The sequence below is a fragment of the Actinomadura sp. ATCC 39365 genome, from assembly GCF_054392275.1.
On record NZ_CP184335.1, the window covers coordinates 10,955,062 to 10,975,468 of the forward strand.

The 20,407-nt window shown below is 71.3% G+C and carries 19 protein-coding genes and 1 pseudogene; 11 read left to right on the plus strand and 9 right to left on the minus strand.

Annotated elements, in window-relative coordinates; all coding sequences use genetic code 11:
- Positions 1-2: 2 nt before the first annotated feature.
- The 3 genes from ACNF49_RS52245 to ACNF49_RS52255 all read right to left on the minus strand — a co-directional run bounded on the left by ACNF49_RS52245 (position 3) and on the right by ACNF49_RS52255 (position 3,885).
- Entirely contained in the window at positions 3-2,222 is a 2,220-nt protein-coding gene (locus ACNF49_RS52245) for a serine/threonine protein kinase (RefSeq protein WP_482942296.1), read from the minus strand.
- A 150-nt stretch (positions 2,223-2,372) separates the two neighbouring features.
- Entirely contained in the window at positions 2,373-3,521 is a 1,149-nt protein-coding gene (locus tag ACNF49_RS52250) for a S8 family serine peptidase (protein WP_482942297.1), read from the minus strand.
- 91 nt (positions 3,522-3,612) lie between these two features.
- Positions 3,613-3,885 carry a WXG100 family type VII secretion target gene (locus tag ACNF49_RS52255; protein WP_352326956.1) on the minus strand — a complete coding sequence of 91 codons (273 nt, stop codon included), beginning with the start codon at positions 3,883-3,885 and terminating at the stop codon, positions 3,613-3,615.
- Positions 3,886-4,008: 123 nt separating this feature from the next.
- On the opposite strand from ACNF49_RS52255, the gene ACNF49_RS52260 reads away from it, so the two are divergent.
- The 3 genes and pseudogenes from ACNF49_RS52260 to ACNF49_RS52270 all read left to right on the plus strand — a co-directional run bounded on the left by ACNF49_RS52260 (position 4,009) and on the right by ACNF49_RS52270 (position 8,023).
- On the plus strand, positions 4,009-4,728 hold the full coding sequence (locus tag ACNF49_RS52260) for an SDR family NAD(P)-dependent oxidoreductase (RefSeq protein WP_482942298.1): 720 nt from the start codon (positions 4,009-4,011) through the stop codon (positions 4,726-4,728).
- 36 nt (positions 4,729-4,764) lie between these two features.
- Positions 4,765-6,517 (plus strand): annotated as a pseudogene (locus ACNF49_RS52265) (acetyl/propionyl/methylcrotonyl-CoA carboxylase subunit alpha).
- A 105-nt stretch (positions 6,518-6,622) separates the two neighbouring features.
- On the plus strand, positions 6,623-8,023 hold the full coding sequence (locus tag ACNF49_RS52270; protein ID WP_482942299.1) for a hypothetical protein: 1,401 nt from the start codon (positions 6,623-6,625) through the stop codon (positions 8,021-8,023).
- Positions 8,024-8,298: 275 nt separating this feature from the next.
- Here the strand turns inward: ACNF49_RS52270 and ACNF49_RS52275 are convergent, their stop codons facing one another.
- The 4 genes from ACNF49_RS52275 to ACNF49_RS52290 all read right to left on the minus strand — a co-directional run bounded on the left by ACNF49_RS52275 (position 8,299) and on the right by ACNF49_RS52290 (position 11,131).
- A complete protein-coding gene (locus ACNF49_RS52275; RefSeq protein ID WP_482942300.1) occupies positions 8,299-9,312 on the minus strand; it encodes a CU044_5270 family protein in 1,014 nt (337 codons plus the stop codon).
- On the minus strand, positions 9,302-9,931 hold the full coding sequence (locus ACNF49_RS52280; RefSeq protein WP_482942301.1) for an RNA polymerase sigma factor: 630 nt from the start codon (positions 9,929-9,931) through the stop codon (positions 9,302-9,304). Before ACNF49_RS52280 ends, ACNF49_RS52275 begins: the two co-directional genes overlap by 11 nt.
- A 190-nt stretch (positions 9,932-10,121) precedes the next feature.
- Positions 10,122-10,328 (minus strand): DUF397 domain-containing protein, encoded by a 207-nt coding sequence (locus ACNF49_RS52285; RefSeq protein WP_482942302.1) that lies wholly within the window; start codon positions 10,326-10,328, stop codon positions 10,122-10,124.
- Positions 10,316-11,131, minus strand: coding sequence for a helix-turn-helix domain-containing protein (locus ACNF49_RS52290; protein ID WP_482942303.1), 816 nt, complete (start codon positions 11,129-11,131; stop codon positions 10,316-10,318). The genes ACNF49_RS52285 and ACNF49_RS52290 overlap by 13 nt, the downstream gene beginning before the upstream one ends.
- Positions 11,132-11,339: 208 nt before the next feature.
- Here ACNF49_RS52290 and ACNF49_RS52295 point away from each other — a divergent pair, with 208 nt between their 5' ends.
- Complete coding sequence (locus ACNF49_RS52295; RefSeq protein WP_482942304.1) at positions 11,340-11,795, plus strand: ATP-binding protein; 456 nt, start codon at positions 11,340-11,342, stop codon at positions 11,793-11,795.
- Here the strand turns inward: ACNF49_RS52295 and ACNF49_RS52300 are convergent.
- Complete coding sequence (locus tag ACNF49_RS52300) at positions 11,764-12,363, minus strand: dihydrofolate reductase family protein (protein WP_482942305.1); 600 nt, start codon at positions 12,361-12,363, stop codon at positions 11,764-11,766. The genes ACNF49_RS52295 and ACNF49_RS52300 overlap by 32 nt on opposite strands.
- A gap of 178 nt (positions 12,364-12,541) precedes the next feature.
- Here ACNF49_RS52300 and ACNF49_RS52305 point away from each other — a divergent pair, with 178 nt between their 5' ends.
- From ACNF49_RS52305 to ACNF49_RS52335, 7 genes are all read left to right on the plus strand, one after another.
- Positions 12,542-13,792 carry a 6-phospho-beta-glucosidase gene (locus tag ACNF49_RS52305; RefSeq protein ID WP_482942306.1) on the plus strand — a complete coding sequence of 417 codons (1,251 nt, stop codon included), beginning with the start codon at positions 12,542-12,544 and terminating at the stop codon, positions 13,790-13,792.
- Entirely contained in the window at positions 13,786-14,742 is a 957-nt protein-coding gene (locus tag ACNF49_RS52310) for an N-acetylglucosamine kinase (protein ID WP_482942307.1), read from the plus strand. Before ACNF49_RS52305 ends, ACNF49_RS52310 begins: the two co-directional genes overlap by 7 nt.
- A gap of 90 nt (positions 14,743-14,832) precedes the next feature.
- Positions 14,833-16,260 carry an N-acetylglucosamine/diacetylchitobiose ABC transporter substrate-binding protein gene (ngcE, locus tag ACNF49_RS52315; RefSeq protein WP_482942308.1) on the plus strand — a complete coding sequence of 476 codons (1,428 nt, stop codon included), beginning with the start codon at positions 14,833-14,835 and terminating at the stop codon, positions 16,258-16,260.
- A 3-nt stretch (positions 16,261-16,263) separates the two neighbouring features.
- Positions 16,264-17,145, plus strand: a complete 882-nt coding sequence (locus ACNF49_RS52320; RefSeq protein WP_482942309.1) for a carbohydrate ABC transporter permease — start codon at positions 16,264-16,266, stop codon at positions 17,143-17,145.
- Position 17,146: 1 nt separating this feature from the next.
- Positions 17,147-17,968, plus strand: a complete 822-nt coding sequence (locus tag ACNF49_RS52325; RefSeq protein WP_352325486.1) for a carbohydrate ABC transporter permease — start codon at positions 17,147-17,149, stop codon at positions 17,966-17,968.
- 2 nt (positions 17,969-17,970) lie between these two features.
- Positions 17,971-19,107 (plus strand): ROK family transcriptional regulator, encoded by a 1,137-nt coding sequence (locus tag ACNF49_RS52330; protein WP_357969892.1) that lies wholly within the window; start codon positions 17,971-17,973, stop codon positions 19,105-19,107.
- Positions 19,108-19,115: 8 nt separating this feature from the next.
- Complete coding sequence (locus tag ACNF49_RS52335) at positions 19,116-19,877, plus strand: PIG-L deacetylase family protein (protein WP_357969889.1); 762 nt, start codon at positions 19,116-19,118, stop codon at positions 19,875-19,877.
- Between the two features lie 9 nt (positions 19,878-19,886).
- Here ACNF49_RS52335 and ACNF49_RS52340 read toward each other — a convergent pair whose 3' ends face one another.
- A complete protein-coding gene (locus ACNF49_RS52340) occupies positions 19,887-20,387 on the minus strand; it encodes a carboxymuconolactone decarboxylase family protein (RefSeq protein ID WP_482942310.1) in 501 nt (166 codons plus the stop codon).
- Positions 20,388-20,407: the final 20 nt, after the last annotated feature.

Here is a 20,407-nt window from a genome sequence, read left to right on the forward strand (position 1 = left end):
CCCTAGCCGCAGTTCGCCCAGTCGACCTGGGTGTTGCCCGGACCCGAGCTGCCCGAGTAACGCACGCACTTGCCCTTGGCGAGGAGCTTGACCGGGCCGGCGTAGTACTCGTAGTTGCCGCGGTCGGTGTTGCTCGGGCCGCCCTGCACCTCCAGCGTCGCGCTGACCGGGGTCGACTTGCCGACGTCGGGGCCGGACTTGAGGGTGACCACGCAGTTCTGCCCCGTGCCGCTGTTGTAGAGCTGGTACGTCGTGCCGCCGGTGAACGAGGTCGACCGCTGGACCACGAAGCCGGATCCGCACACCTGCGTCGGCGTGTAGGGGTTCGGCTTCGACGGGGCGGCCGTGGGCTCCGGCTCCTCGGTGGGTTCCGGCTCCTTGGTGGGCTTCTGGGGCTGCGTCTGGGTCGGCTGCTGCGTGGGCTTCTGGGTCTGCGTCGGCTGCTGCGTGACCGTCGGGGTGGGCGTCGCCGTGGGGGTCGGGGTGGGTGTCTCGGTCGGCTTCTGCGTCGGCTTCTCCGTCGGCTTCCCGTTCGGCTTCTGGGTGGGCGTCTCGGTCGGCTGCTGCGTCTGCGTCGCGGACGGGGTCGGCGTGACCGTCCTGGTGACCGTGGCCGTCGGCTCGGGCTCCTTGGTGGTCTTCCGCTCCTGCACGGTCGGCTGGATCGTCGGGACCGTCAGCTGCTGGGCCGCCGTCGGCGTCGGCACCGAGGTCAGCACCGGCACCTGGGGGTTGTCGGCGGAGGTGTCGTCGTTCGGCAGCACCAGCGGGCCGACGCCGTCGTCGTCAGGGGACGGCGTGGTCGCCCAGGGGGCGGTGACCTCGGGCTGGGGCTGCGTGGGCACGGCGGTGACCGCCTGCTGGGCCGCCGCCGCCGCGCCCGAGGAGGGCGACGCGGAGCCCGCCGCGGCGGCGGGCTCGAAGGTGACGTTGGAGGAGTAGCGGCTGGCGCCCCACAGGCCGATCGCCGACAGCAGCATGACCGCGACCACGCCGGCGACCAGGCCGATCGGGAACGGCTTGCGCGCCGGTCCGGTGCCGCCCGCACCGGCCGTCGCGGGCTGGGCCGGCTCCACGGGCGGGTTCTGCGGTCCGGGCGGCGGCCCCCATGCGGCCTGCACGGGCACCGGCGGGTACTGCACCGGCACGCCCTGCACCGGCTCGTCGTTCATGGGAAGGTGCTGCATCGGGCCGGGCTGCATGGGCTCATGCCCCATCGGGCCCTGCGGCGGCACACCGGGCACGAACGGGCCGGGCTGCATCGGGTCGTGCCCCATCGGCCCGTTCGGGACCGGGCCGTTCATCATCGGCCCGTTGGGAATCGGCCCGTTGGGGATCGGGCCGTTCATCATCGGGCCGTTCGGGATCGGGACGCCTTCGATGGCCAGGGGCAGCACCGGAGGCTGGCCCGGCACGGGCGGCTGGCCGTCGATCAGGGTGAGTTCCGCCGGGTCGGACGGCGGCACGGGCACGCCGCCGATCGGCGCCTGCACGGGCACGCCCTCGATCGGCGCCGCCGGCATGGGGGCCTTGTCGTCGCCCAGCAGGCGCAGCAGCGCCGTGTACGTCGTGGGCCGTCCGGACACGTCCTTGGACAGCGCCGCGAGGACCGTCTGGCGCAGCGGATCGGGCAGCCCGTCCACCTCGGGCTCGTCGGTGAGCACGGCGTGCGCGTCCTGACCGAACGGCGCGGAGCCGGTGGCGGCGAACACCACGGTCGCCGCCCAGGCGAAGACGTCGGCGTAGGGGCCGTACTGCAGGCCGTTGAGCTGCTCGGGGGCGCGGTAGCCGATCTCGCCGGCCGGGTCGCCGATCTCGATGTCGGTGACGCGCAGCCCCTCGCCGGTGAGGATCACGTTGTTCGGGGTGAGCCCCCGGTGCGCGAACCCGGCCAGGTGCACCGCGGTCAGCGCGGTGAGCATGCCGACCGCCACGCGTTCGAGCGCGTCACCGGTCAGCGGGCCGTCGGCGGCGACGGTCTCGGCCAGCGAACGTCCCTCGACGTGCTCACGTACGACGTAGAGCAGGCCGTCCTGGACGCCGGCGTCGAGCGTACGGGCCACGTACGAGCTGGATACCCGGCTGACGTCCTTGAGCCGGGTCACGAAGTCCGGGTCGGCCGCCGGGTCGACGGTCAGCGTCTTGATCGCGACCGGATCGGCGTCCTCGGACTCCTTGCCCAGATGAACGGCGCCACGCGGGCCCTGTCCCAACAGGCTCACGATCTCGTGATCGCCGATCCGCTCCGGTACTGCTGCCTGGGGGGAGTCCTTCTCCACCATGACCGTCCTTTCAGGAGTCCGTCATGATCAGAGATATTTAACCAAATAAGCCCCATAAGCATCAGCAGTTTCGGCCGTCACTCTTAACAGTTAACCGTCAATTCTCCCGATATCCGGCGGTGAGCCGGGCCGCCAGCGCCGCCTGCGTCCCATGGGCACGAACACCCAGGCCGCCAACGCCAGCCCGACCAGCGTGAACCCGCCCGCGGCGACCACCGTCGCGACCTCCATCGACCGCTGGTCCGGCGGCACGACCTTGCGCACGACGGTCGCGGACAGCGGCGGCGGCACCGGCGGCGCCACGGCCACCTGCTCCGACGGCAGCACCGCGGTCACCGCGAGCAGCGGGTTCACCATCCCGGCGCCGGTGCCCGCCCCCGACGCGCCGTCGGCGGTCAGCGTGATGCGCCTGCGCACCTGGAGCTGCGTCAGCCCGGGATGGCGCGCGCGGACGAGCGCGACCACGCCCGTCACGTACGGGGCGGCGTAACTGGTGCCCTTCAGGGCGGACTGGTACCCCTTGAGCGGCCAGGTCGAGCTGACACCCTCCCCCGGACCGAGCACGGCGACCGCGTTGGGGTTGGAGAACGTCGAGCGCCCGCCGTCCGGGGTCGCCGACCCCACCGACAGCACCCCGTCGTACGCGGCGGGGTAGGAGGGGGCCGACGTGCCGTCGTCCTTGGTCAGGTTGCCGGCGGCGGCGACGATCACCACGTCCCGCCCCAGCGCGTAGTCGACGGCCGCCTTCAGGTCGGGGCTGTCGGGGGCGTCGATGGAGAGGTTGATGACGTCGGCGTGCTCGTCCACGGCCGTCTTGATGGCCTTGGCCAGCAGCCCCACGTCACCCTTGTCACCGGCGACCTGCTTGATCGACAGCAGGCTGACGCCGGGGGCGACGCCGTGGAAGGGGATGTCCTTGCGCGGCTGGCCGGCGATGATGCCGGCGACCGCCGTGCCGTGGCCGACGCAGTCGCGAAAGCCGGTGTTGGTGAGGTCGGCCTTGCCGCTCAGCCGGATCTGGGGATGGGTCTCGTCGACGCCGCTGTCGATGACGGCGACCGTGACGCCCCGGCCCGTGGTCAGCGGCCACACCTTCTCCGCGTTGACCCGCCGCTGCGCCCACGTCTCGGCGATCGCCATGGTGGCCTTCTTGGGCATGCACCTCACGGGCGCGGCCTGCGCCGGCGCCGCCGCGAACTGCAGGGCGAGCACGCTCGCCGCCAAGGCGCGACCAATCATGAAGAAAGAGCGTAGCCTGCCCGATCCGGGAGGAAAGCTCCACTCGCCACGGAACGAAGCCCCGGCGGCGGGCCAGGGCCCCTGTCCGTGCTCACTGCGTGGCGGACTCGATGTTCCGCTGGTACGTGCCGATGACCCGCGAAGCCTCCTGCAGCTCCTCGGTCATGCGCTGGAAGGCCGTGCGGTAGTTCTGCCAGGCCTGACTGAAACGCTGGGCTCCGGGGCCCGTCCACGCGGTGCCGACCTTGGCCGCCTCGCGGTCGAGCGCGGTCATGATGGTGCGGAGCGCCTCGGACTGCTGCGTGAACTGGCTGGCCATCTGCTGCATTTCCGCGGGGTTGCCGCCGAGCATACTCTGGCTCATGCATACCTCCTGGAACTGGTGAAAGCGCCCTCACCATAAAGCGGGCCACCGCCCGTCGCCCCCGTTATGCCGAGCGGCTATGGTCGTCCAGAGGATTATTCGGATCTAAGGAGTGATCCACTCATGCGCGAGGTCGTGGTGACGGGTGGCGGCACCGGGATCGGCTACGCGATCGCGGAGGCGTTCGCCTCCCTCGGCGACCGCGTCACGATCACCGGCCGGCGGGAGCACGTGCTCAAGGAGGCGGCCGCGCGGCTGGGGGCGGCGTACGTGCCGTTCGACGCCGCGAGCCCGGCCGCCGTCAAGGACGCGCTCGACAGCCTGCCCGCCCACGTGGACGTCCTGGTCAACAACGCCGGGGGCAACACGAACCTGGACCGCGGGCAGTCCGGCGACCTGGCGGACGTCGCCGAGGCGTGGTGGGCCAACCTCAACGCCAACCTGCTGTCCGCCGTGCTGGTCACGACCGCGCTCGCCCCGCGCATGGGCGAGGGCGGCCGGATCGTCTCCATCGGCTCGATCGCCGCGCGCGGCACCGGGTCCGGCTCGTACGGCGCCGCCAAGGCCGCCGTCGAGTCCTGGACCGCCGACCTGGCCGCCGAGCTGGGCCCCCGGGGCATCACCGCCAACGTCGTGGCTCCCGGCCTGGTGATGGAGACCGAGTTCTTCCGCGGCAGGCTCACGGAGGAGGGCATCAGGGCCCGCGTGCAGAACACGCGTAACGGGCGCCCTGGCACCCCCTCTGACGTGGCCGATACCGTTCTCTTTCTGGCATCCGCGGGAGCCGGGCACATGACGGGGCAGGTGCTGCATCTGAACGGCGGCGCGTACCTCGGCCGCTGAGCACTCACGAGGACCACGAGGAAGGGACGAAGGTCGGTGCGGAAGGTTCTGATCGCCAATCGCGGCGAGATCGCCGTACGGGTGGCCCGCGCGTGCACGGACGCGGGGATCGGCAGCGTGGCCGTCTACGCCGACCAAGACATCGACGCCCTGCACGTCAGGGTGGCCGACGAGGCGTACGCGCTGGGCGGGCAGTCCCCCGCCGAGACCTACCTCGACATCGCCAAGCTGCTCGACGTCGCCGCGCGCGCCGGCGCCGACGCCGTCCATCCCGGCTACGGCTTCCTGGCCGAGAACGCCTCGTTCGCCCAGGCCGTCATCGACGCCGGCCTCACCTGGATCGGGCCGCCCCCGGCCGCCATCGCCGCGCTGGGCGACAAGGTGCAGGCCAGGCACATCGCGCAGAAGGTCGGCGCGCCGCTGGTGGCCGGCACCAAGGACCCGGTCTCCGGCGCCGAGGAGGTCGTGGCGTTCGCCGAGCGGCACGGGCTGCCGATCGCCATCAAGGCCGCGTACGGCGGCGGCGGCCGCGGCATCAAGGTCGCGCGCAGGCTGGAGGAGGTCGCCGAGCTGTACGACTCCGCCGTGCGCGAGGCCGTGGCCGCCTTCGGCAGGGGCGAGTGCTTCGTCGAGCGCTACCTCGACCGTCCCCGGCACGTCGAGACCCAGTGTCTGGCCGACCGCGCGGGCAACGTGGTCGTGGTCAGCACCCGCGACTGCTCGCTCCAGCGCCGCCACCAGAAGCTGGTGGAGGAGGCACCCGCGCCGTTCCTGTCGCCGGAGCAGATCGACATCCTCTACACCAGCTCCAAGGCCATCCTGAAGGAGGCCGGCTACGTCGGCGCCGGCACCTGCGAGTTCCTCGTCGGCCAGGACGGCACGATCTCCTTCCTGGAGGTCAACACCCGCCTGCAGGTCGAGCACCCGGTGAGCGAGGAGGTCGCGGGCGTCGACCTGGTGCGCGAGATGTTCCGGATCGCCGACGGCGAGCTCCTCGGGCTACGACGACCCGGCCCTGCGCGGCCACTCGATCGAGTTCCGGATCAACGCCGAGGACGCCGGCCGCAACTTCCTGCCCGCTCCCGGCACGCTGACCGCCATGCGCACGCCGTCCGGGCCCGGTGTCCGCCTCGACTCGGGCTACGAGGCCGGGATGACGGTGCCGCAGACGTTCGACTCGCTGGTGGCCAAGCTGATCGTGACCGGGCGCACCCGCCACGAGGCCCTCGACCGGGCCCGGCGGGCGCTGGCCGAGTTCGAGATCGACGGCATGCCGACCGTGCTGCCCTTCCACCGGGCGGTCGTGACCGACCCGGCGTTCACGTCCGAGCCGTTCGCCGTGCACACGCGGTGGATCGAGACCGAGTGGGACAACCCGGTCGAGCCGTACGCGGGCGAGGTGGCCGCCGCTCCGGGCGCCCCTGCGGTGCGGGAGACGGTGACGGTCGAGGTCGGCGGCAAGCGCCTTGAGGTGGTGCTCCCGGCCGGGCTCGGCATGGCCGGCCCCGCGCCCGCCGCGGGCAAGGCGCCGCGGCGCGCCGGCGGCGCGCGGAAGCACGCGACGGCCGGCGGCGACGCGCTGGTCAGCCCGATGCAGGGCACGATCGTCAAGGTCGTCGCGAACGACGGCGACGTGGTCAGCGAGGGTGACACGGTCGTGGTGCTGGAGGCCATGAAGATGGAGCAGCCGCTGACGGCCCACAAGTCGGGCACCGTCACGGGCCTGTCGGCCGCCGTCGGCCAGACCGTCACGTCGGGCGCCACGATCTGCGAGATCAAGGACGCCTGAGCCCGCTCCCCTGTGCCTGCGCGCCGTCGCGGGCAGGTAACGTGCCCAGTGAGGAACTTTGCCGACCGCCCGTTCGTCCTCATGGGCGAAGGAGGCTTGCTGCCAATGACCCATTCGCTGCGCCGAGCAGGGGCCGCGATCGCGGCTCTGATCGCCGGGCTGTTCGTCGTTCTTGCGCTGTCCCCTGCCGCCAACGCGGCGGCGCCACCTGACGCACAGACTGTGGTGCAAAACTGGAAGAAGGCCCCGCTCTACGTGGTGTCGGGCTCGCCCTTGAGCTCCAGCCAGCAGAGTGACATCAACGACGCGCTGAAGGACGCCGACAGCAAGATCTACGCTGTCGCGCTGCCCGACGGCACCTTTGACAACTCCACCGTTGGGCCGTACCTCTCGTCGCTGGGCAAGGCGCTGGTCGACGCCGGTCGTCCCAAGGTGACGGTGGTGGTGTTCGACGGCGAGACGATGTTCGCCGGGTCCAACGCCCTGCGGGACAACCTCGCCGGCCAGCTGGTCAAGCTCTCGGTGAACGCCAACTCGGGCGACATCGTCGCGGGCGTGAAGGACTTCACGAACCGGGTCGACGCGGCGGGCAAGAACGACCGCAGCGGCGCCCTCAGCCCCAGCAGCCAGGCCAACCCCGGCGCCGGCGGCCAGTTCGCGCTGGTGGCCCTGCTCGGCCTGCTGGTGGTCGGCGGTGGCGGCTACTTCCTGTACTCCAAGAACAAGAAGAAGAAGCGCGCCATCCAGGAGGCCAAGGACCTCGCCGCGGTCAAGCAGACCGTGGAGGAGGACGTCACCAAGCTGGGCGAGGAGATCACCGAGCTCGACACCGACGTCACCCTCGCCGGCCAGGGCGGCGGGCACATCACCGAGTGGCAGCAGGCGCTCGACTCCTATGAGAAGGCCAAGGTCCAGCTCAACGCGGTCCAGCGGCCCGACCAGGTCCGCGAGGTCACCCAGACCCTGGAGGACGGCCGTTACGCGCTGGCCGTGGTGAAGGCCAAGGTCAACAACCGGCCGATCCCCGAGCGGCGCGCTCCCTGCTTCTTCAACCCGCAGCACGGCCCGTCGGCGCGTGACGTGCGCTGGGCCCCGCCCGGCGGCGCGGTGCGCGACGTGCCGGCCTGCGCGATGGACGCCGAGGCCGTCGAGCGCGGCTTCGACCCGCAGATGCGCGAGGTCATGGTCGACGGTCACCGTCGCCCCTACTACGACGCGGGCCCGGCCTACCAGCCGTACGCCTACGGCTACTACGGCGGCTTCGGCGACATCATGACCGGCATGTTCATCGGCACGATGATGGGCAGCATGTTCCACGGCGGCTGGGGCGGCGGCGGCTACGGCGCCGGCTACGCCGAGGGCTACCAGGACGGCGGCGGCGGCGACCTCGGCGGCGGTGACTTCGGTGGCGGCGGCGACTTCGGCGGCGGCGGAGGCGGCGGCTGGGGCGACTTCGGCGGCGGCGGCGACTTCGGCGGTGGCGACTTCGGCGGCGGCGACTGGTAAACCTGCGCCGACCCTGACGGGCGCGTCCTCCCTTTCCGGGGGCGCGCCCTTTTCGCGTTCCGGTGTCAACCTTCCCGGCACGCTCCGGCAACTGCTGGCCCTCCCGGCCGACGAGGAGACCTCGCCGAGCAGCCCGCGATCAGGTCGCTCGGCGAGGTCACCGACCCGCTGGGCCGTACCGCGCGCCGGGCCGGTCCGAGCCGCTGATCCAGACCACGTACGAGGAGATGGGCTGGGTCGACCGTCTGGGCGCACGTCCGTAGCGCGGCCTGTGGTCAGGGGATCTGGCCTGGCTCGTCCACCACGCCCGTCGCCAGGTCGGCGCTCGCGTAGAAGGTGCCCTTGCGGGCCGTCACCTCACCGCCGATGACCTCGTCCTGGAGGTTGTCCACGCGCCTGCCGAGGAAGCGGTAGGTCGTGGCGTCCAGCACCAGGTACGACCGCGAGACGATCCGGCCCTGCGCGTCCCGCATCGGCCCCCCGGGGACGGAACCGGCGGGCTCGTAGGCGATGCCGATCCCCGCCCGGCCCGCGGCGTCCCGTACGCCGAGGTCCACCCGCACCCCGGGCAGCTCGGCGAGCGCGCGGAAGATGGCGGCCTCGACCCGCGGCGGCATGGGGACGCCCGCGTCGAGGTAGACCGACAACACGCGGAACGCCCGCACGTCCGGCCGCTCGGCCTCGGTCCCCTTCGGCAGGGTCGACCAGTGCCGGTCGCCCCTGACGTGGTCCAGCAGCGCGGCGGGATCGGTGGGCAGGTCGGCGAGCTTGGCCGCGTACTGCCGGGGGGTCAGGTCGTCGTCGTCCGGGTCGGGGGTGATGTCCTGGAATTCCATGGCGCCGCCGTTCTGGCGGAGGGCCTGGCGGGTGCCGTCGTACCGGGTCCAGTACTCCTGGACCGTGCCTCGCTCCTCGTAGGGCTGCTTGACCAGATCCTTCCGGTACAACCACTGGCCGGGGCGCGGCTCGTGGTGCTTGCGGCGTCCCTCGGCCACCAGGGCGGCTTGGCGCAGCACCGTCTCGGCCCGTACCGGCATGGTGGTCATGGCGGCCGGCGGGGCCGGGGCCGGGGTGTGGGAACCGTTCACCGCCACGACGACGGCGGCGGCGGCCGTCGCGGCGGCCAGCAGCGACGGCACCGCCCAGAACCGGCGCCGCTTCCGGCCCGCGGCCTGGGCCGGCGGCGACGCCGGGGCGAGGGCTCGGGCGCGCACGGCGCGCAGGCGGTCGGCGTCGGGTTCTGGGGCGTCCGCGCGCAGCTCGCGCAGGAGCGTGAGGTCATCGTCCACGGCCGGGGTCCTCCTCGTCGGTGTCGTGGATGGCTGACGGCGCAGTGTCGTGGACTGCTGACGGGTCGATGCCGCCCAGGGCCGCTCGGGTCTTCCGCCTGGCGCGGTGCAGGCGCGAGCGCACGGTCCCGATCGGGACGCCGAGCGCGCGGGCGACCTCCTCGTAACTGAGGTCGGCCCAGGCGATCATCAGCAGCACCTCGCGGTCCTGCGGCGACAGCGTCGCGAGCGCCCCCGCCAGCTCGCGGTGGGCCGCCCCGGCCGACACGCGGGCCGCCACCCGGTCGGCGTAGCTCTCGGCCACCGCGTCGAGGCCCGTCCTGGCCAGCGCGCGGTAGGCCCTGATCTCGGTACGGCGGTGCTTGCCGATCAGGTTGGCGGCGATGCCGTACAGCCAGGGGCGGGCGTCGTGGTGGGCGGTGTCGTAGCGGGCGAGACGGCGGAAGGCGTCCAGGAACGTCTCGGCCACGATGTCGTCGGCCAGCGAATCGCCCAGACGGCGGGTGACGTATCTGTGGAGCGCGGGGGCGTGCCGGTCGTACAACGCCGAGAAGGCGGCGGGGTCGCTGCGGGCACGTCTGATCACCTCCGCGTCGTCCACCTCGGTGTCCTGCGTCAAACTCTCGACTCCGTTCTTCGGGCTGAACACCTCCCTTTCACCCGATACGACGGATCCGGTTCTCGTGTGCCATCCAGGGGCTTCGCCGACGGGCGCGCTTCGCGCGACGTGGGCTCAGGCTGCGTCCATGTGGGGGCAAGCCCCCCGCACCCCTCGGACGAACCCGATTCCGAAGCGACAGACGCCTGCCTCAGATGTTGAATTCGCCCTGGTTGGCGCCGTGCAGGAACGCCTGCCACTCCGCAGGCGTGAAGATCAGCGCCGGGCCCTGCGGATTCTTGCTGTCACGGACGGCGATGATCCCCGGGAGGTTGGTCGCGACCTCGACACACTGCCCGTTGTCGCCGCTGGCGCTGGACTTACGCCATTCCGCTCCGGCGAGGTCTACTGGGTCCATTTCTTGATCGCATCCTCAATCGCCCGTGGTGTGACGTTCTTCGGCTCTGCGTCGGCTCTGATGGTGTCATACCTCTGCTTGAGGCGCATGACCGCTTCGTGATCTCCAGTGACATGACCGGAGAGGACCGAGTCGGCGGAGACCACCTCCGCACCGTCACGCAACCGCGCCAGCGCGAACGCGCTCATGGTGCCCGCCACGCAACCGGCGGTAACCGGCACCAGCTGGATGGTGATGCGGGGATGGCAGATGAGATCCAGCAGGTAGCGGAGCTGTTCCGCCAGGACTTCGCGGCCTCCGATCGGGCGGTGCAGGACTCCTTCGTCGATGAGCGCGAGGAAGGCCGGAGGGCAACTGCTGTCGAAGATTCTCATGCGCCGGATGCGGGCCTGGACTCGCTCTTCGACGCGATCCGGCGGGGTGGCGGCGGAGAAGATCGCACGGGCATAGCCGGCGGTCTGCAGGATGCCGGGGATCAGCAGCGGATCCCAGGACTGCAGGATGACGGCTTGCGGTTCGATCTCCTCGACCCACCGTGCGAACCAGCCCAGAGCGGGCGACTGGGAGATGCGTTCGTGGAGGCCGGTGAAATGGCCGTCGGTGCCGAACGCTTTGTCCACCTCGCGCGCGAATTCCAGCGTGGGGATTCGACGGCCTTTCTCGACATGGCTGACGAGTGATTCGTGGCAGAGAATGCGCAGCGCAAGCGCGGATTGTGTCATTCGAGCCGCTTTGCGTCGGTCCGCGAGGTCCTGAGCGAAACGCGCTCTGGGTGACAAATGGTCGCCGACATCGGGAGTCATGGCGTCTCCGCAGGTCAATTGCAGGGGGATTGCCTTCCCGAAGGCTACTGCGACGCCCTTCCGACAATCAATACATGATAGGCGTCGCACCTTGTCGGACGGGTTTCGCGAGGTGTGAGCGCTGCGGGCGCGCGCGACCGTTCATGCTGAACCCAGGCGACAGCGCTTTTGTCGCAAGCAACGTTCGGATTCGCTTTGGAGGGAATTCATGTCACTTCTCCAGACCGTCTCCAGCCGGAAAGGCATGACGCTGAGGCGCGGCGACCGAGCCCCCACAGAAAGCCGGCAGACGATTCGGCGCTGGCTGGCGGACGTCGATCCGCTGGTTCGGGACGATGCACTGACGGTCGTCTCAGAGCTGGTCACCAACGCGGTCAGGCATGTGCCGCCGGGCCCCGACCGCGACTGGGTCATGGTGCTGCTCGGGATCTGGGACGGATTCGTACGCCTCGAAGTGGTAGACCCCGGGACGGCGGACCGGGAACCGCGCTTCGCCCCGCTGGACGCGGGGTCCCTGCGGGAGACAGGTCGCGGCCTCGGCCTGGTGGCCGCGTTGTCGGTCAGGAGCGGCACGCACACCGCCGGACCGCACGGCCACCGTGTCGTATGGGCCGACCTGGAAAGGGCCGTGCCTAGCGGACCACCCGGTATGTCAGATGGGTGACCAGGTCGGTGCCCGTGGGCGGGGCCGCCGGGGTGAGGGTGATGTCGCCGGCGTCGGCGAGGAGGCGTTCCCCGCGGCCGAGGATCACCGGCGCGACGTGCAGGCGGAGCTCGTCGATGAGACCGGCGGCCAGGTACTGGTTGACGGTGGCGGCGCCGCCGGCGATGGAGATGTCGCGGTCCCCCGCCGCCTCCCGAGCCATGGCGAGGGCGGCCTCGATGCCGTCCGTGACGAAGAAGAACGTCGTGCCGCCCTTCATGGGCAGCGGCTCGCGCGAGTGGTGGGTGAGGACGAACACCGGCGCGTGGTACGGCGGCTCCTCCCCCCACCAGCCGGTCCAGCCCAGGTCGAAGGCGCCGCGGCCGGGGTCGAACATGTTGCGTCCCATGATGAACGCCCCGGCCGCCGTGATGGCCTCGATGACCTCCGCGTGCCGCTCGGGCTCCTGCAGCATCCACTCGTGCAGCCGGTCGCCCACGCCGTCGCCGAACGGCTGCTCCAGGCTCTGGTTCGGCCCCGCCACGTAGCCGTCGACGGACATCCCCATGTCGCACGTGACCTTGCTCATCCTGGTTCGTCTCCTGTTGTCCGTGGCGCCCGTCCGGCGCCTTCACCAGGGAGTCGGAGCCGACGGCGGGCTCTCTACACGGTCAGCGGAAATTTCCTGGAACGGGGTGGGAGGAGTCGAATCGGAGGAGGTCGGGTAGGTTCGGCGGTTAGGAAAGTTTCCTAATTGAGGAGTGCACATGAGACTCGCCGTGATCGGGGGCGGTTCGACCTACACCCCCGAGCTCATCGACGGCTTCGCCAGGCTGCGCGACGAGCTGCCGCTCACCGAGATCGCCCTGATCGACCCGGACGCCACGCGGCTCGACCTGGTGGCGGGCGTGTCCCGCAGGATGTTGCGCAGGGCCGGGCACCCGGCGAAGGTGATCGCCACCACCGACGTGGCCGAGGGGGTGGCGGGCGCGGACGCCGTGCTCTTCCAGCTCAGGGTGGGCGGCCAGGCCGCGCGGAACGTGGACGAGACGCTGCCGCTGGAGTGCGGCTGCATCGGCCAGGAGACGACGGGCGCGGGCGGGCTCGCCAAGGCCCTGCGCACGGTCCCGGTCGTGCTCGAACTGGCCGAGCAGGTACGCGCCCACGCCCCCGACGCCTGGATCGTCGACTTCACCAACCCGGTCGGCATCGTCACCAGAGCGCTGCTGGACGCCGGGCACCGCGCGATCGGCCTGTGCAACGTGGCCATCGGGTTCCAGCGCCGCTTCGCCCGGCACCTCGGCGTGCCGCCGGAGCAGGTCGCGCTCGGGCACGTCGGGCTCAACCACCTGACGTGGGAGCGGTCGGTCGTGGTCGACGGCGAGGACGTGCTGCCGCGGCTGCTCGCCGAGCACGGGCAGGAGCTGGCCGACGACATCGGCCTGCCGGTCGGGCTGCTGCGCAGGCTCCAGGTGGTCCCGTCCTACTACCTGCGCTACTTCTACGCCCACGACCTGGTGGTGAGCGAGCAGCGGGCCAAGCCGTCGCGGGCGGCCGAGGTCGCGGCGATGGAGACCCAGCTCCTGGAGCTGTACGCGGACCCGGCCGTGGACACCAAGCCGGACCTGCTGGACAAGCGGGGCGGCGCCTACTACTCCGAGGCCGCCGTCGCGCTGATCGCCTCGCTGCTCGGCGACCGGGGCGACGTCCAGGTGGTCAACACCCGCAACGACGGGACGCTGCCGTTCCTGCGCGACGAGGCGGTCATCGAGGTCCCGGCCAGGGTGTCGGCGTCCGGGGCGGCGCCGCTGCCGGTCGATCCGGTGGAGCCGCTGTACGCGGGCCTGATCGCGAACGTCTCCGCGTACGAGGAGCTGGCGCTCGACGCGGCGCTGCACGGCCGCGCGGACCGGGTGCGCAACGCGTTGCTGGCCCATCCGCTGATCGGCCAGGAGGCCGTCGCGGACGAGCTGACCGGCCTGCTGCTGGCGGCGAACGAGCGGTACCTGCCATGGTGATCATCGCTGTGGACGCGGGCAACAGCAAGACGCACGTCGTCGTGCTCTCGGGCGACGGCACGATCCTGGCCCAGGGCGACGGCGGGCCGTTCGAGCCGCAGACCGTCGGCGTGCCGGCGGCCGTGGACGTCGTGGAGCAGGCCGTGCGGCGGGCACTCGGGCCGGCGGCCGTTCCCCCGTACGCCGACCAGCTCTACGCCTACCTGGCCGGGGCCGACCTGCCGGTGGAGGAGGAGGCTCTCGCGGCCGAGTTCCGCGCCCGCGGGATGGCCGCCGACGTCGTCGTGGGCAACGACAGCTTCGCGCTGCTGCGTTCGGGGGCGTCCGGGCCCAGCGGCGTCGCGGTGGTGTGCGGCGCGGGCATCAACGCGGTCGGCGTCTCGCCCACGGGCGGGGTGGCCCGCTTCCCCGCGCTCGGCCGGATCAGCGGCGACTGGGGTGGCGGCGGCGGCCTGGCCGAGGAGGCGTTGTGGCACGCCATCCGCGCCGAGGACGGCCGGGGCGCCCCTACCGCCCTCGCCGAGCTGATCAAGGCGCATTTCGGCACGCGGACGGTCGAGGAGGTGGTGCTCGGGGTGCATTTCGGGCAGATCGAGCGGCATCACCTGACCGCGCTCGCACCCAAGGTGTTCGAGGCCGCAGCGTCGGCTGACGCGATCGCGCTGGAGCTGGTCACCCGGCTGGCCGACGAGATCGTGGTGATGGCCGAGGTGTGCCTGCGCCGGCTGGACCTGCTGGAGACGCCGACGGAGGTCGTGCTGGGCGGGGGCGTGCTGCACGCGCGCATCCCGCTGCTGGTCGCGATGCTGGAGGAGCGGTTCGCCGTACGGGCTCCGCTGGCCAAGCAGGTGATCCCGGACCAGCCGCCGATCGTCGGGGCCGCACTGAACGGCCTGGACCGCATCGGGGCCTCCGAGGAGGCCAAGGCTCGTCTCCGAGCACAGTTCTAGAGGTATTGACGCACGTAGGGCGGTAAGTCTAAAGTCAGCCGCCAACCGTCTGGAAAGTATCCGGACGGTTGGCGGTCAAGGAGGCCACCCATGTCCACCAACCCCAGCCGACGTGAGGTTCTTCGACGTATCGGACTCACCGCCCTGACGGCGGGACCGGGCGCAGGGCTGCTCGCCGCGTGCGCCACGGGCCGCTCCGCCGCTCCAGTCGCCTCCACCTCGGCCGCGCCCACCTCGGCCGCCAACCCCCTCGGCGTGGACGCCGCCAGGCAACTGGAAGTCGTGATCTTCAGCGGCGGCAACGGCGACGGCTACGCGACCGACCTGCACGAGGCCCTCTACAGCAAGGCGTACAAGACCGCCAAGATCAAGCACGTGCCCACCCAGAAGGTCGGCACGCAGCTGCGCCCCCGCTTCATCAGCGGCGACGCGCCCGACGTGGTCAACAACTCCGGCCCCGACGCCCTCGACCTGCAGTCGCTCGTCGCCGAGGGGCACCTCGCCGACCTGACGCCGCTCTTCGACGCCCCCTCCCTGGTGGACCCGGCCAAGAAGGTGCGCGACACCCTGGTCGGCGGCGTCTACGAGAACTCGCTGATCGACGGCGTGCCGCGGGTGCTGCAGTACACGGTCGCCCACCGCGCCCTGTGGTACAACGCCAAGCTGTTCGACAAGCGCGGCTGGCAGGCGCCGAAGACGTGGGCGGAGTTCAACGCCCTCGGTGAGGAGGCCAAGAAGGCGGGCATCGCGCTGTTCGCCTACCCGGGCCAGGTCGGCCCCTTCTACCAGCTCTGGAACCTGGTCTACAGCGCCGCCAAGATCGGCGGCAACAAGGTGATCGTCGACATCGACAACCTCGCCGACGGCGCCTGGCAGGCCGAGCCCGTACGGCAGGCCGTCGCGGCGTGGGCGCAGGTGCAGCGCGACTTCGGCGACAAGGCGTACTTCGGGCTCGACCACACCCAGACGCAGGTCAAGCACCTGCAGGACAAGGTGCTGTTCTACCCATGCGGCTCCTGGCTGGAGAACGAGATGGCCAAGGACCGGCCGGCCTCGTTCGAGTACGCGATCGCCCCGGTGCCCAGCATCACCGCCGCCGACGCGATGCCGTACGAGGCGATCATGATCGGGGTGAGCGAGGCGTTCTTCGTGGCGGCCAAGGGCAAGAACCCGCAGGGCGGCCTGGAGTACCTGCGCATGATGTTGTCGCGGGAGGGCGCGCGCGGCTACACCGAGCTGACCAAGAACCTCACCGTCGTCAACGGCGTGGTCGACGGCCTCGACCTGACCTCGGCGGTGCGCAGCGCGGCCAAGGCCCAGGAGGCGGCCGGGACGAACATCATCACCGACGCCCGCTTCGAGGGCTGGTACAAGGAGCTGTTCGACCACGGGCAGGTCCAGACCAACTCGGTGATGGCCGGACGCATCACGCCCGAGCAGTTCTGCGCGAACATGCAGAAGAAGGCCGACGAGCTCAAGGCGGACTCCGCGATCGCCAAGCAGACCAGGAGCGTCTGAGCGATGAGGCGGCACGGCTTCGTCGCGGGCTTCCTCGCCCTGCCCGTGGTCCTCTACGTGGTCTTCGTGATCAGCCCGTACGCCCAGGCGTTCCAGATCGCGCTGACCGACTGGCGCGGGGTGTCGGCGAACCTGAACTTCGTCGGCCTGGACAACTTCCGGCGGATGCTCGGCAACGACACGTTCTGGCAGGCGGTCCGCAACCACGCGGTCCTGCTGGTCACGCTGCCGTTGGTGACCATCGCGCTCGCGCTGGTCTTCGCGTACCTGCTCGGCGACTCGGCGGGCACGCCGGGGGCCCGGTTCTACCGGGTGATCTTCTTCCTGCCGCAGGTGCTGGCGGTCGCGGTGGTCGGGGTGCTGTTCAAGGCCGTCTACCGGCCGGACGCGAGCGGCGTGCTGAACGGCGCGCTGGCGAAGCTGGGCGTGGAGCCGGTCGGCTGGCTGACGGACCAGAACCTGGCGCTGTGGTCGATCATCGCGGTGATGGTGTGGCAGGCGGTCGGCTTCTACGTCGTGCTGTTCTCGGCCGGGATGGCGGCCATTCCGAAGGACGTGTTCGAGGCGGCCGCCCTCGACGGCGCCGGGCGGCTGCGCACGTTCTTCTCCATCACGCTGCCCCTGGTGTGGGACACCGTCCAGGTGGCCTGGGTCTATCTGGGGATCGCCGCGTTCGACGGGTTCGCGCTGGTCAACGTCCTGTCGGTGGAGCAGGGCGGGCCGGACGGCGCGACCACCGTGCTGGCCACGGAGATCTACAAGAACGCCTTCTCCTACTCCCGGTTCGGCTACGCCTCGGCCATGGGCGTGGCGCTGTTCTTCCTGACCCTCACCTTCGCCGCGCTGACGTTGCGCGTGACCCGCCGCCAGAAGGTCGTCTACTGAAATGTTCCGAAAAATCAGCATCCAGGCTGTTCTTGGCCTCTGGGCGCTGCTCATCATCGCCCCGCTGCTGTGGACCCTGCTGGCCTCGTTCAAGAGCAACGCCGAGATCTTCGGCGACGCCCTGCAACTGCCCGGCGAGCTGCGCTGGGACAACTGGGCGCGGGCCTGGGAGCGGGCCAACATCGGCCGCTACCTGCTCAACACGGTCATCGTGGTCTTCTTCGGCGTGGCCGGGACGATGCTGCTCAGCTCGATGGCCGCGTACGTGCTGGCCCGCTACCGATTCCCGGGCAACCGGCTGGTCTACTTCCTGTTCGTCTCCGGCATGGCCTTCCCGGTCTTCCTGGCGCTCGTGCCGCTGTTCTTCGTGGTGGACGGGCTCGGGCTGCTCAACAGCCACGTCGGCCTGGTCCTGGTCTACATCGCCTACTCGCTGCCGTTCACGGTGTTCTTCCTGACGTCCTTCTTCAGGGCGCTGCCGGACGCGGTGGCCGAGGCGGCGATGATCGACGGGGCCTCGCACACCCGCACGTTCTTCCAGGTCATGCTGCCCATGGCCCGCCCGGCGCTGGTCAGCCTGACCATCTTCAACGTGCTCGGCCAGTGGAACCAGTACCTCATACCGCTGGTCCTGCTGCCCGGCGACAAGAGCCTGTGGGTCATCACCCAGGGCGTGGCCGACATCTCCACCATCGCCGGGTACGAGGCCGACTGGCCCGGACTGTTCGCCGCACTCAGCATGACGGTGCTTCCTGTCGTGCTGATCTATATCGTCTTCCAGCGACATATCCAGTCCGGGCTGACATCAGGAGCGCTGAAGTAGGAATGTCTTCAGGAAACCCCACCGTCTTCCGCACGCTCAACGAGCGCGCCGCGCTCACCCTGCTCCTCGAGCACGGCGGCCTCACCCGCGCCGAGCTGGAACTGCACACGGGCCTGTCCAAGGCGTCGGCGGCCGAGGTGCTGCGCAGGCTGGAGAACAGCGGGCTGGCCATGAAGGCCGGTCTCAAGCCGGGCAACGCCGGGCCGGCCGCGCAGATGTGGCAGCTCGACGGCTCCGCCGCGCGCGTCGCGGGGGTCGATCTCACCACGAGCTCGATCGAGGTGTCGGTCGCCGACCTGACCGGCCGGGTGCTCGGCACCCATCGCACCGAGGCGACCGGCGACGCCCGGCGGCTGCTGGCCGAGACGGTCGGCGCGGCCGGCTTCGAGCTGGACCGGCTCGACCAGGTCGTGGTGGGCGTGCCGGGAGTGGTGGAGGCCGACGGCCGGCGGCTGCGGCAGGCCGTGCAGCTGTCGGGCTGGTCCGGCCTGGACGACCTGCCAGGCAACGTCCGCCTGGAGAACGACGTCAACCTGGTCGCCATCCGCGAGCTCCAGGAGCACGACGACAGCAGTTTCGTGCTGTTCTGGGTGGGCGGCGGGGTCGGCGCCGGAGTCGTGCTCGACGGCGCGCTCTGGCGGGGCGTCACCGGGCGTGGCGGCGAGGTCGGCTCGGTCATCGTGCCCGACCCGGTCACCACCGGCCGCCGCTACGGCCAGGACGGCGGTCCGCTCGGCGCGCTGCTCGGCGCCGAGCCGCTGGCCGCGCTGGCGCAGGCGCACGGCCTGCCCGGCGACCCCACGCTCACCGCCGTGAGCCGGACGCTGGCCGAGGCCCCCCAGGGCTTCCTCGACGACGCCGCCGCGCGGGTGGCGCTCGGCGTGACGGCCGCGATCGGGGTGCTGGATCCGGGCCTGGTCGTGCTGGCCGGGCCGCTGTGCGTCGCGGGAGGCGAGCCGCTCAGGGCGCGAGTCGCCGACCGTCTGGCCTCGACGCCGCTGGTGCCGGTGACCGTCGCCCTCAGCGCCGTGTGCGGCAACGCCGTGCTCGGCGGCGCTCTCTGCTACGCCCTGGACCTGACCCGCGAGCGGGTCTTCCAAGCCGGTACGGCCGGTCGTACCGGTGAATCCAACCCCTAAGGACGCACATGTTGAGAACCCTCGTGATCGCCGCTCATCCCGACGAGCCCGAGATCTACGCGGGCGGCACGGCCGCGCTGCTGGCACAGGCCGGCCACGCGGTGAAGTTTTTGACGCTCACCAACGGCGACGCCGGGCACCACGTGCTGGAGCGCGGCCCGCTGGCGCGCCGCCGCGCCGAGGAGGCGTGGCGCGCGGCCGACGCCCTGGGCGTGGTGGACTATGAGATCTTCGACGTGCACGACGGCATGCTGGAACCCACCGTCGAGCTGCGGTTGCGGGTGCTGGCGCAGATCCGCGCCTGGCGGCCCGACCTGGTGATCGCCCTGCACGCCGACGGCGGCGGCCACCCCGACAACCGGGCCGCCGGGCAACTGGCCGCGCACGCGGTCGAGTTCGCGATGACGCGCAACCTGGAGGTGGGCAAGCCGGCCCTGCAGCGCATGCCGGTGTGCCTGCTCATGACGGACTACGCCTCCGCCCCCGTCCACCGGCCCGACGTGGTGGTGGACGTGTCCTCGGTGCTGACGGCCAAGCTGGACGCGTGCCTGGCCCACGCCTCCCAGTTCCTGGAGTTCGCGCCGTGGCAGCGGGGCTTCCTGGACCAGGCTCCCCCGCCCGGTGACGTGGCCGCCGGACGCGCGTTCGTGCTCGAGCACTGGGCGGAGTTCCTGAAGGAGGAGACCTTCCAGTTCGCCGGTTACGGCAGGAAGGCCGACCAGGAAGAGGTCGGCCGCCTGCTCGCCGGGACCACCGCCCCGGTCGCGTAGCCGCCGGCGTCAGCCGGTGTAGTTCTTGCCGGGGGGCCTGCCGGGGATCGGCCTGGCTATGACGGCGACGGGGATGAAGAAACAGATCTGGCTGATCGCCAGGACGAGCGTCCACAGGGCCTTGTCGTCGTAGTGGGCCGCCGCCCTGGCGTACAGCTCGTCGGGGACGCGTTCCCCGGCCGGGTTCGCGGTGAGGACGGCCTCCACCAGCTCCAGCGCCACCCGTTCGGCGCCGGAGAAGTAGGGGGCGTCCCGCCACGACGCCACGGCGGCGAGGCGCTCGTCCGGCTCCCCCGCCCGGCGCAGCAGGTCGGCCTGCCGGACCGTGTGGTACGTGCTGCCGACGATCTGCCCGGCGCGCAGCTGCACCAGGCCGACGGTGCTCCCCGGGATCGCGCCGTTGCGGGTGGCCTTGGTCATGGCCACGGCGATCTCCCCCAGCTCGGGGAAGAACCTGGAGGGATCGGGCAGACGCGACTGGAGGTTCTCCTGCTCGGTCGTCGTGGACATCGGCTTCCCTTCTTCGGCGA

Excerpts from the sequence above, each read along its gene's own strand:
- ACNF49_RS52260 (WP_482942298.1), top strand. The coding sequence starts at position 4,009 with ATGCGCGAGGTCGTGGTGACGGGTGGCGGCACCGGGATCGGCTACGCG.
- ACNF49_RS52310 (WP_482942307.1), top strand. The coding sequence starts at position 13,786 with ATGGTGATCATCGCTGTGGACGCGGGCAACAGCAAGACGCACGTCGTC.
- ACNF49_RS52270 (WP_482942299.1), top strand. The coding sequence starts at position 6,623 with ATGACCCATTCGCTGCGCCGAGCAGGGGCCGCGATCGCGGCTCTGATC.
- ngcE (WP_482942308.1), top strand. The coding sequence starts at position 14,833 with ATGTCCACCAACCCCAGCCGACGTGAGGTTCTTCGACGTATCGGACTC.
- ACNF49_RS52250 (WP_482942297.1), bottom strand. The coding sequence starts at position 3,521 with ATGATTGGTCGCGCCTTGGCGGCGAGCGTGCTCGCCCTGCAGTTCGCG.
- ACNF49_RS52335 (WP_357969889.1), top strand. The coding sequence starts at position 19,116 with ATGTTGAGAACCCTCGTGATCGCCGCTCATCCCGACGAGCCCGAGATC.
- ACNF49_RS52325 (WP_352325486.1), top strand. The coding sequence starts at position 17,147 with ATGTTCCGAAAAATCAGCATCCAGGCTGTTCTTGGCCTCTGGGCGCTG.
- ACNF49_RS52340 (WP_482942310.1), bottom strand. The coding sequence starts at position 20,387 with ATGTCCACGACGACCGAGCAGGAGAACCTCCAGTCGCGTCTGCCCGAT.
- ACNF49_RS52305 (WP_482942306.1), top strand. The coding sequence starts at position 12,542 with ATGAGACTCGCCGTGATCGGGGGCGGTTCGACCTACACCCCCGAGCTC.
- ACNF49_RS52285 (WP_482942302.1), bottom strand. The coding sequence starts at position 10,328 with ATGGACCCAGTAGACCTCGCCGGAGCGGAATGGCGTAAGTCCAGCGCC.
- ACNF49_RS52255 (WP_352326956.1), bottom strand. The coding sequence starts at position 3,885 with ATGAGCCAGAGTATGCTCGGCGGCAACCCCGCGGAAATGCAGCAGATG.
- ACNF49_RS52290 (WP_482942303.1), bottom strand. The coding sequence starts at position 11,131 with ATGACTCCCGATGTCGGCGACCATTTGTCACCCAGAGCGCGTTTCGCT.
- ACNF49_RS52295 (WP_482942304.1), top strand. The coding sequence starts at position 11,340 with ATGTCACTTCTCCAGACCGTCTCCAGCCGGAAAGGCATGACGCTGAGG.
- ACNF49_RS52300 (WP_482942305.1), bottom strand. The coding sequence starts at position 12,363 with ATGAGCAAGGTCACGTGCGACATGGGGATGTCCGTCGACGGCTACGTG.
- ACNF49_RS52330 (WP_357969892.1), top strand. The coding sequence starts at position 17,971 with ATGTCTTCAGGAAACCCCACCGTCTTCCGCACGCTCAACGAGCGCGCC.
- ACNF49_RS52320 (WP_482942309.1), top strand. The coding sequence starts at position 16,264 with ATGAGGCGGCACGGCTTCGTCGCGGGCTTCCTCGCCCTGCCCGTGGTC.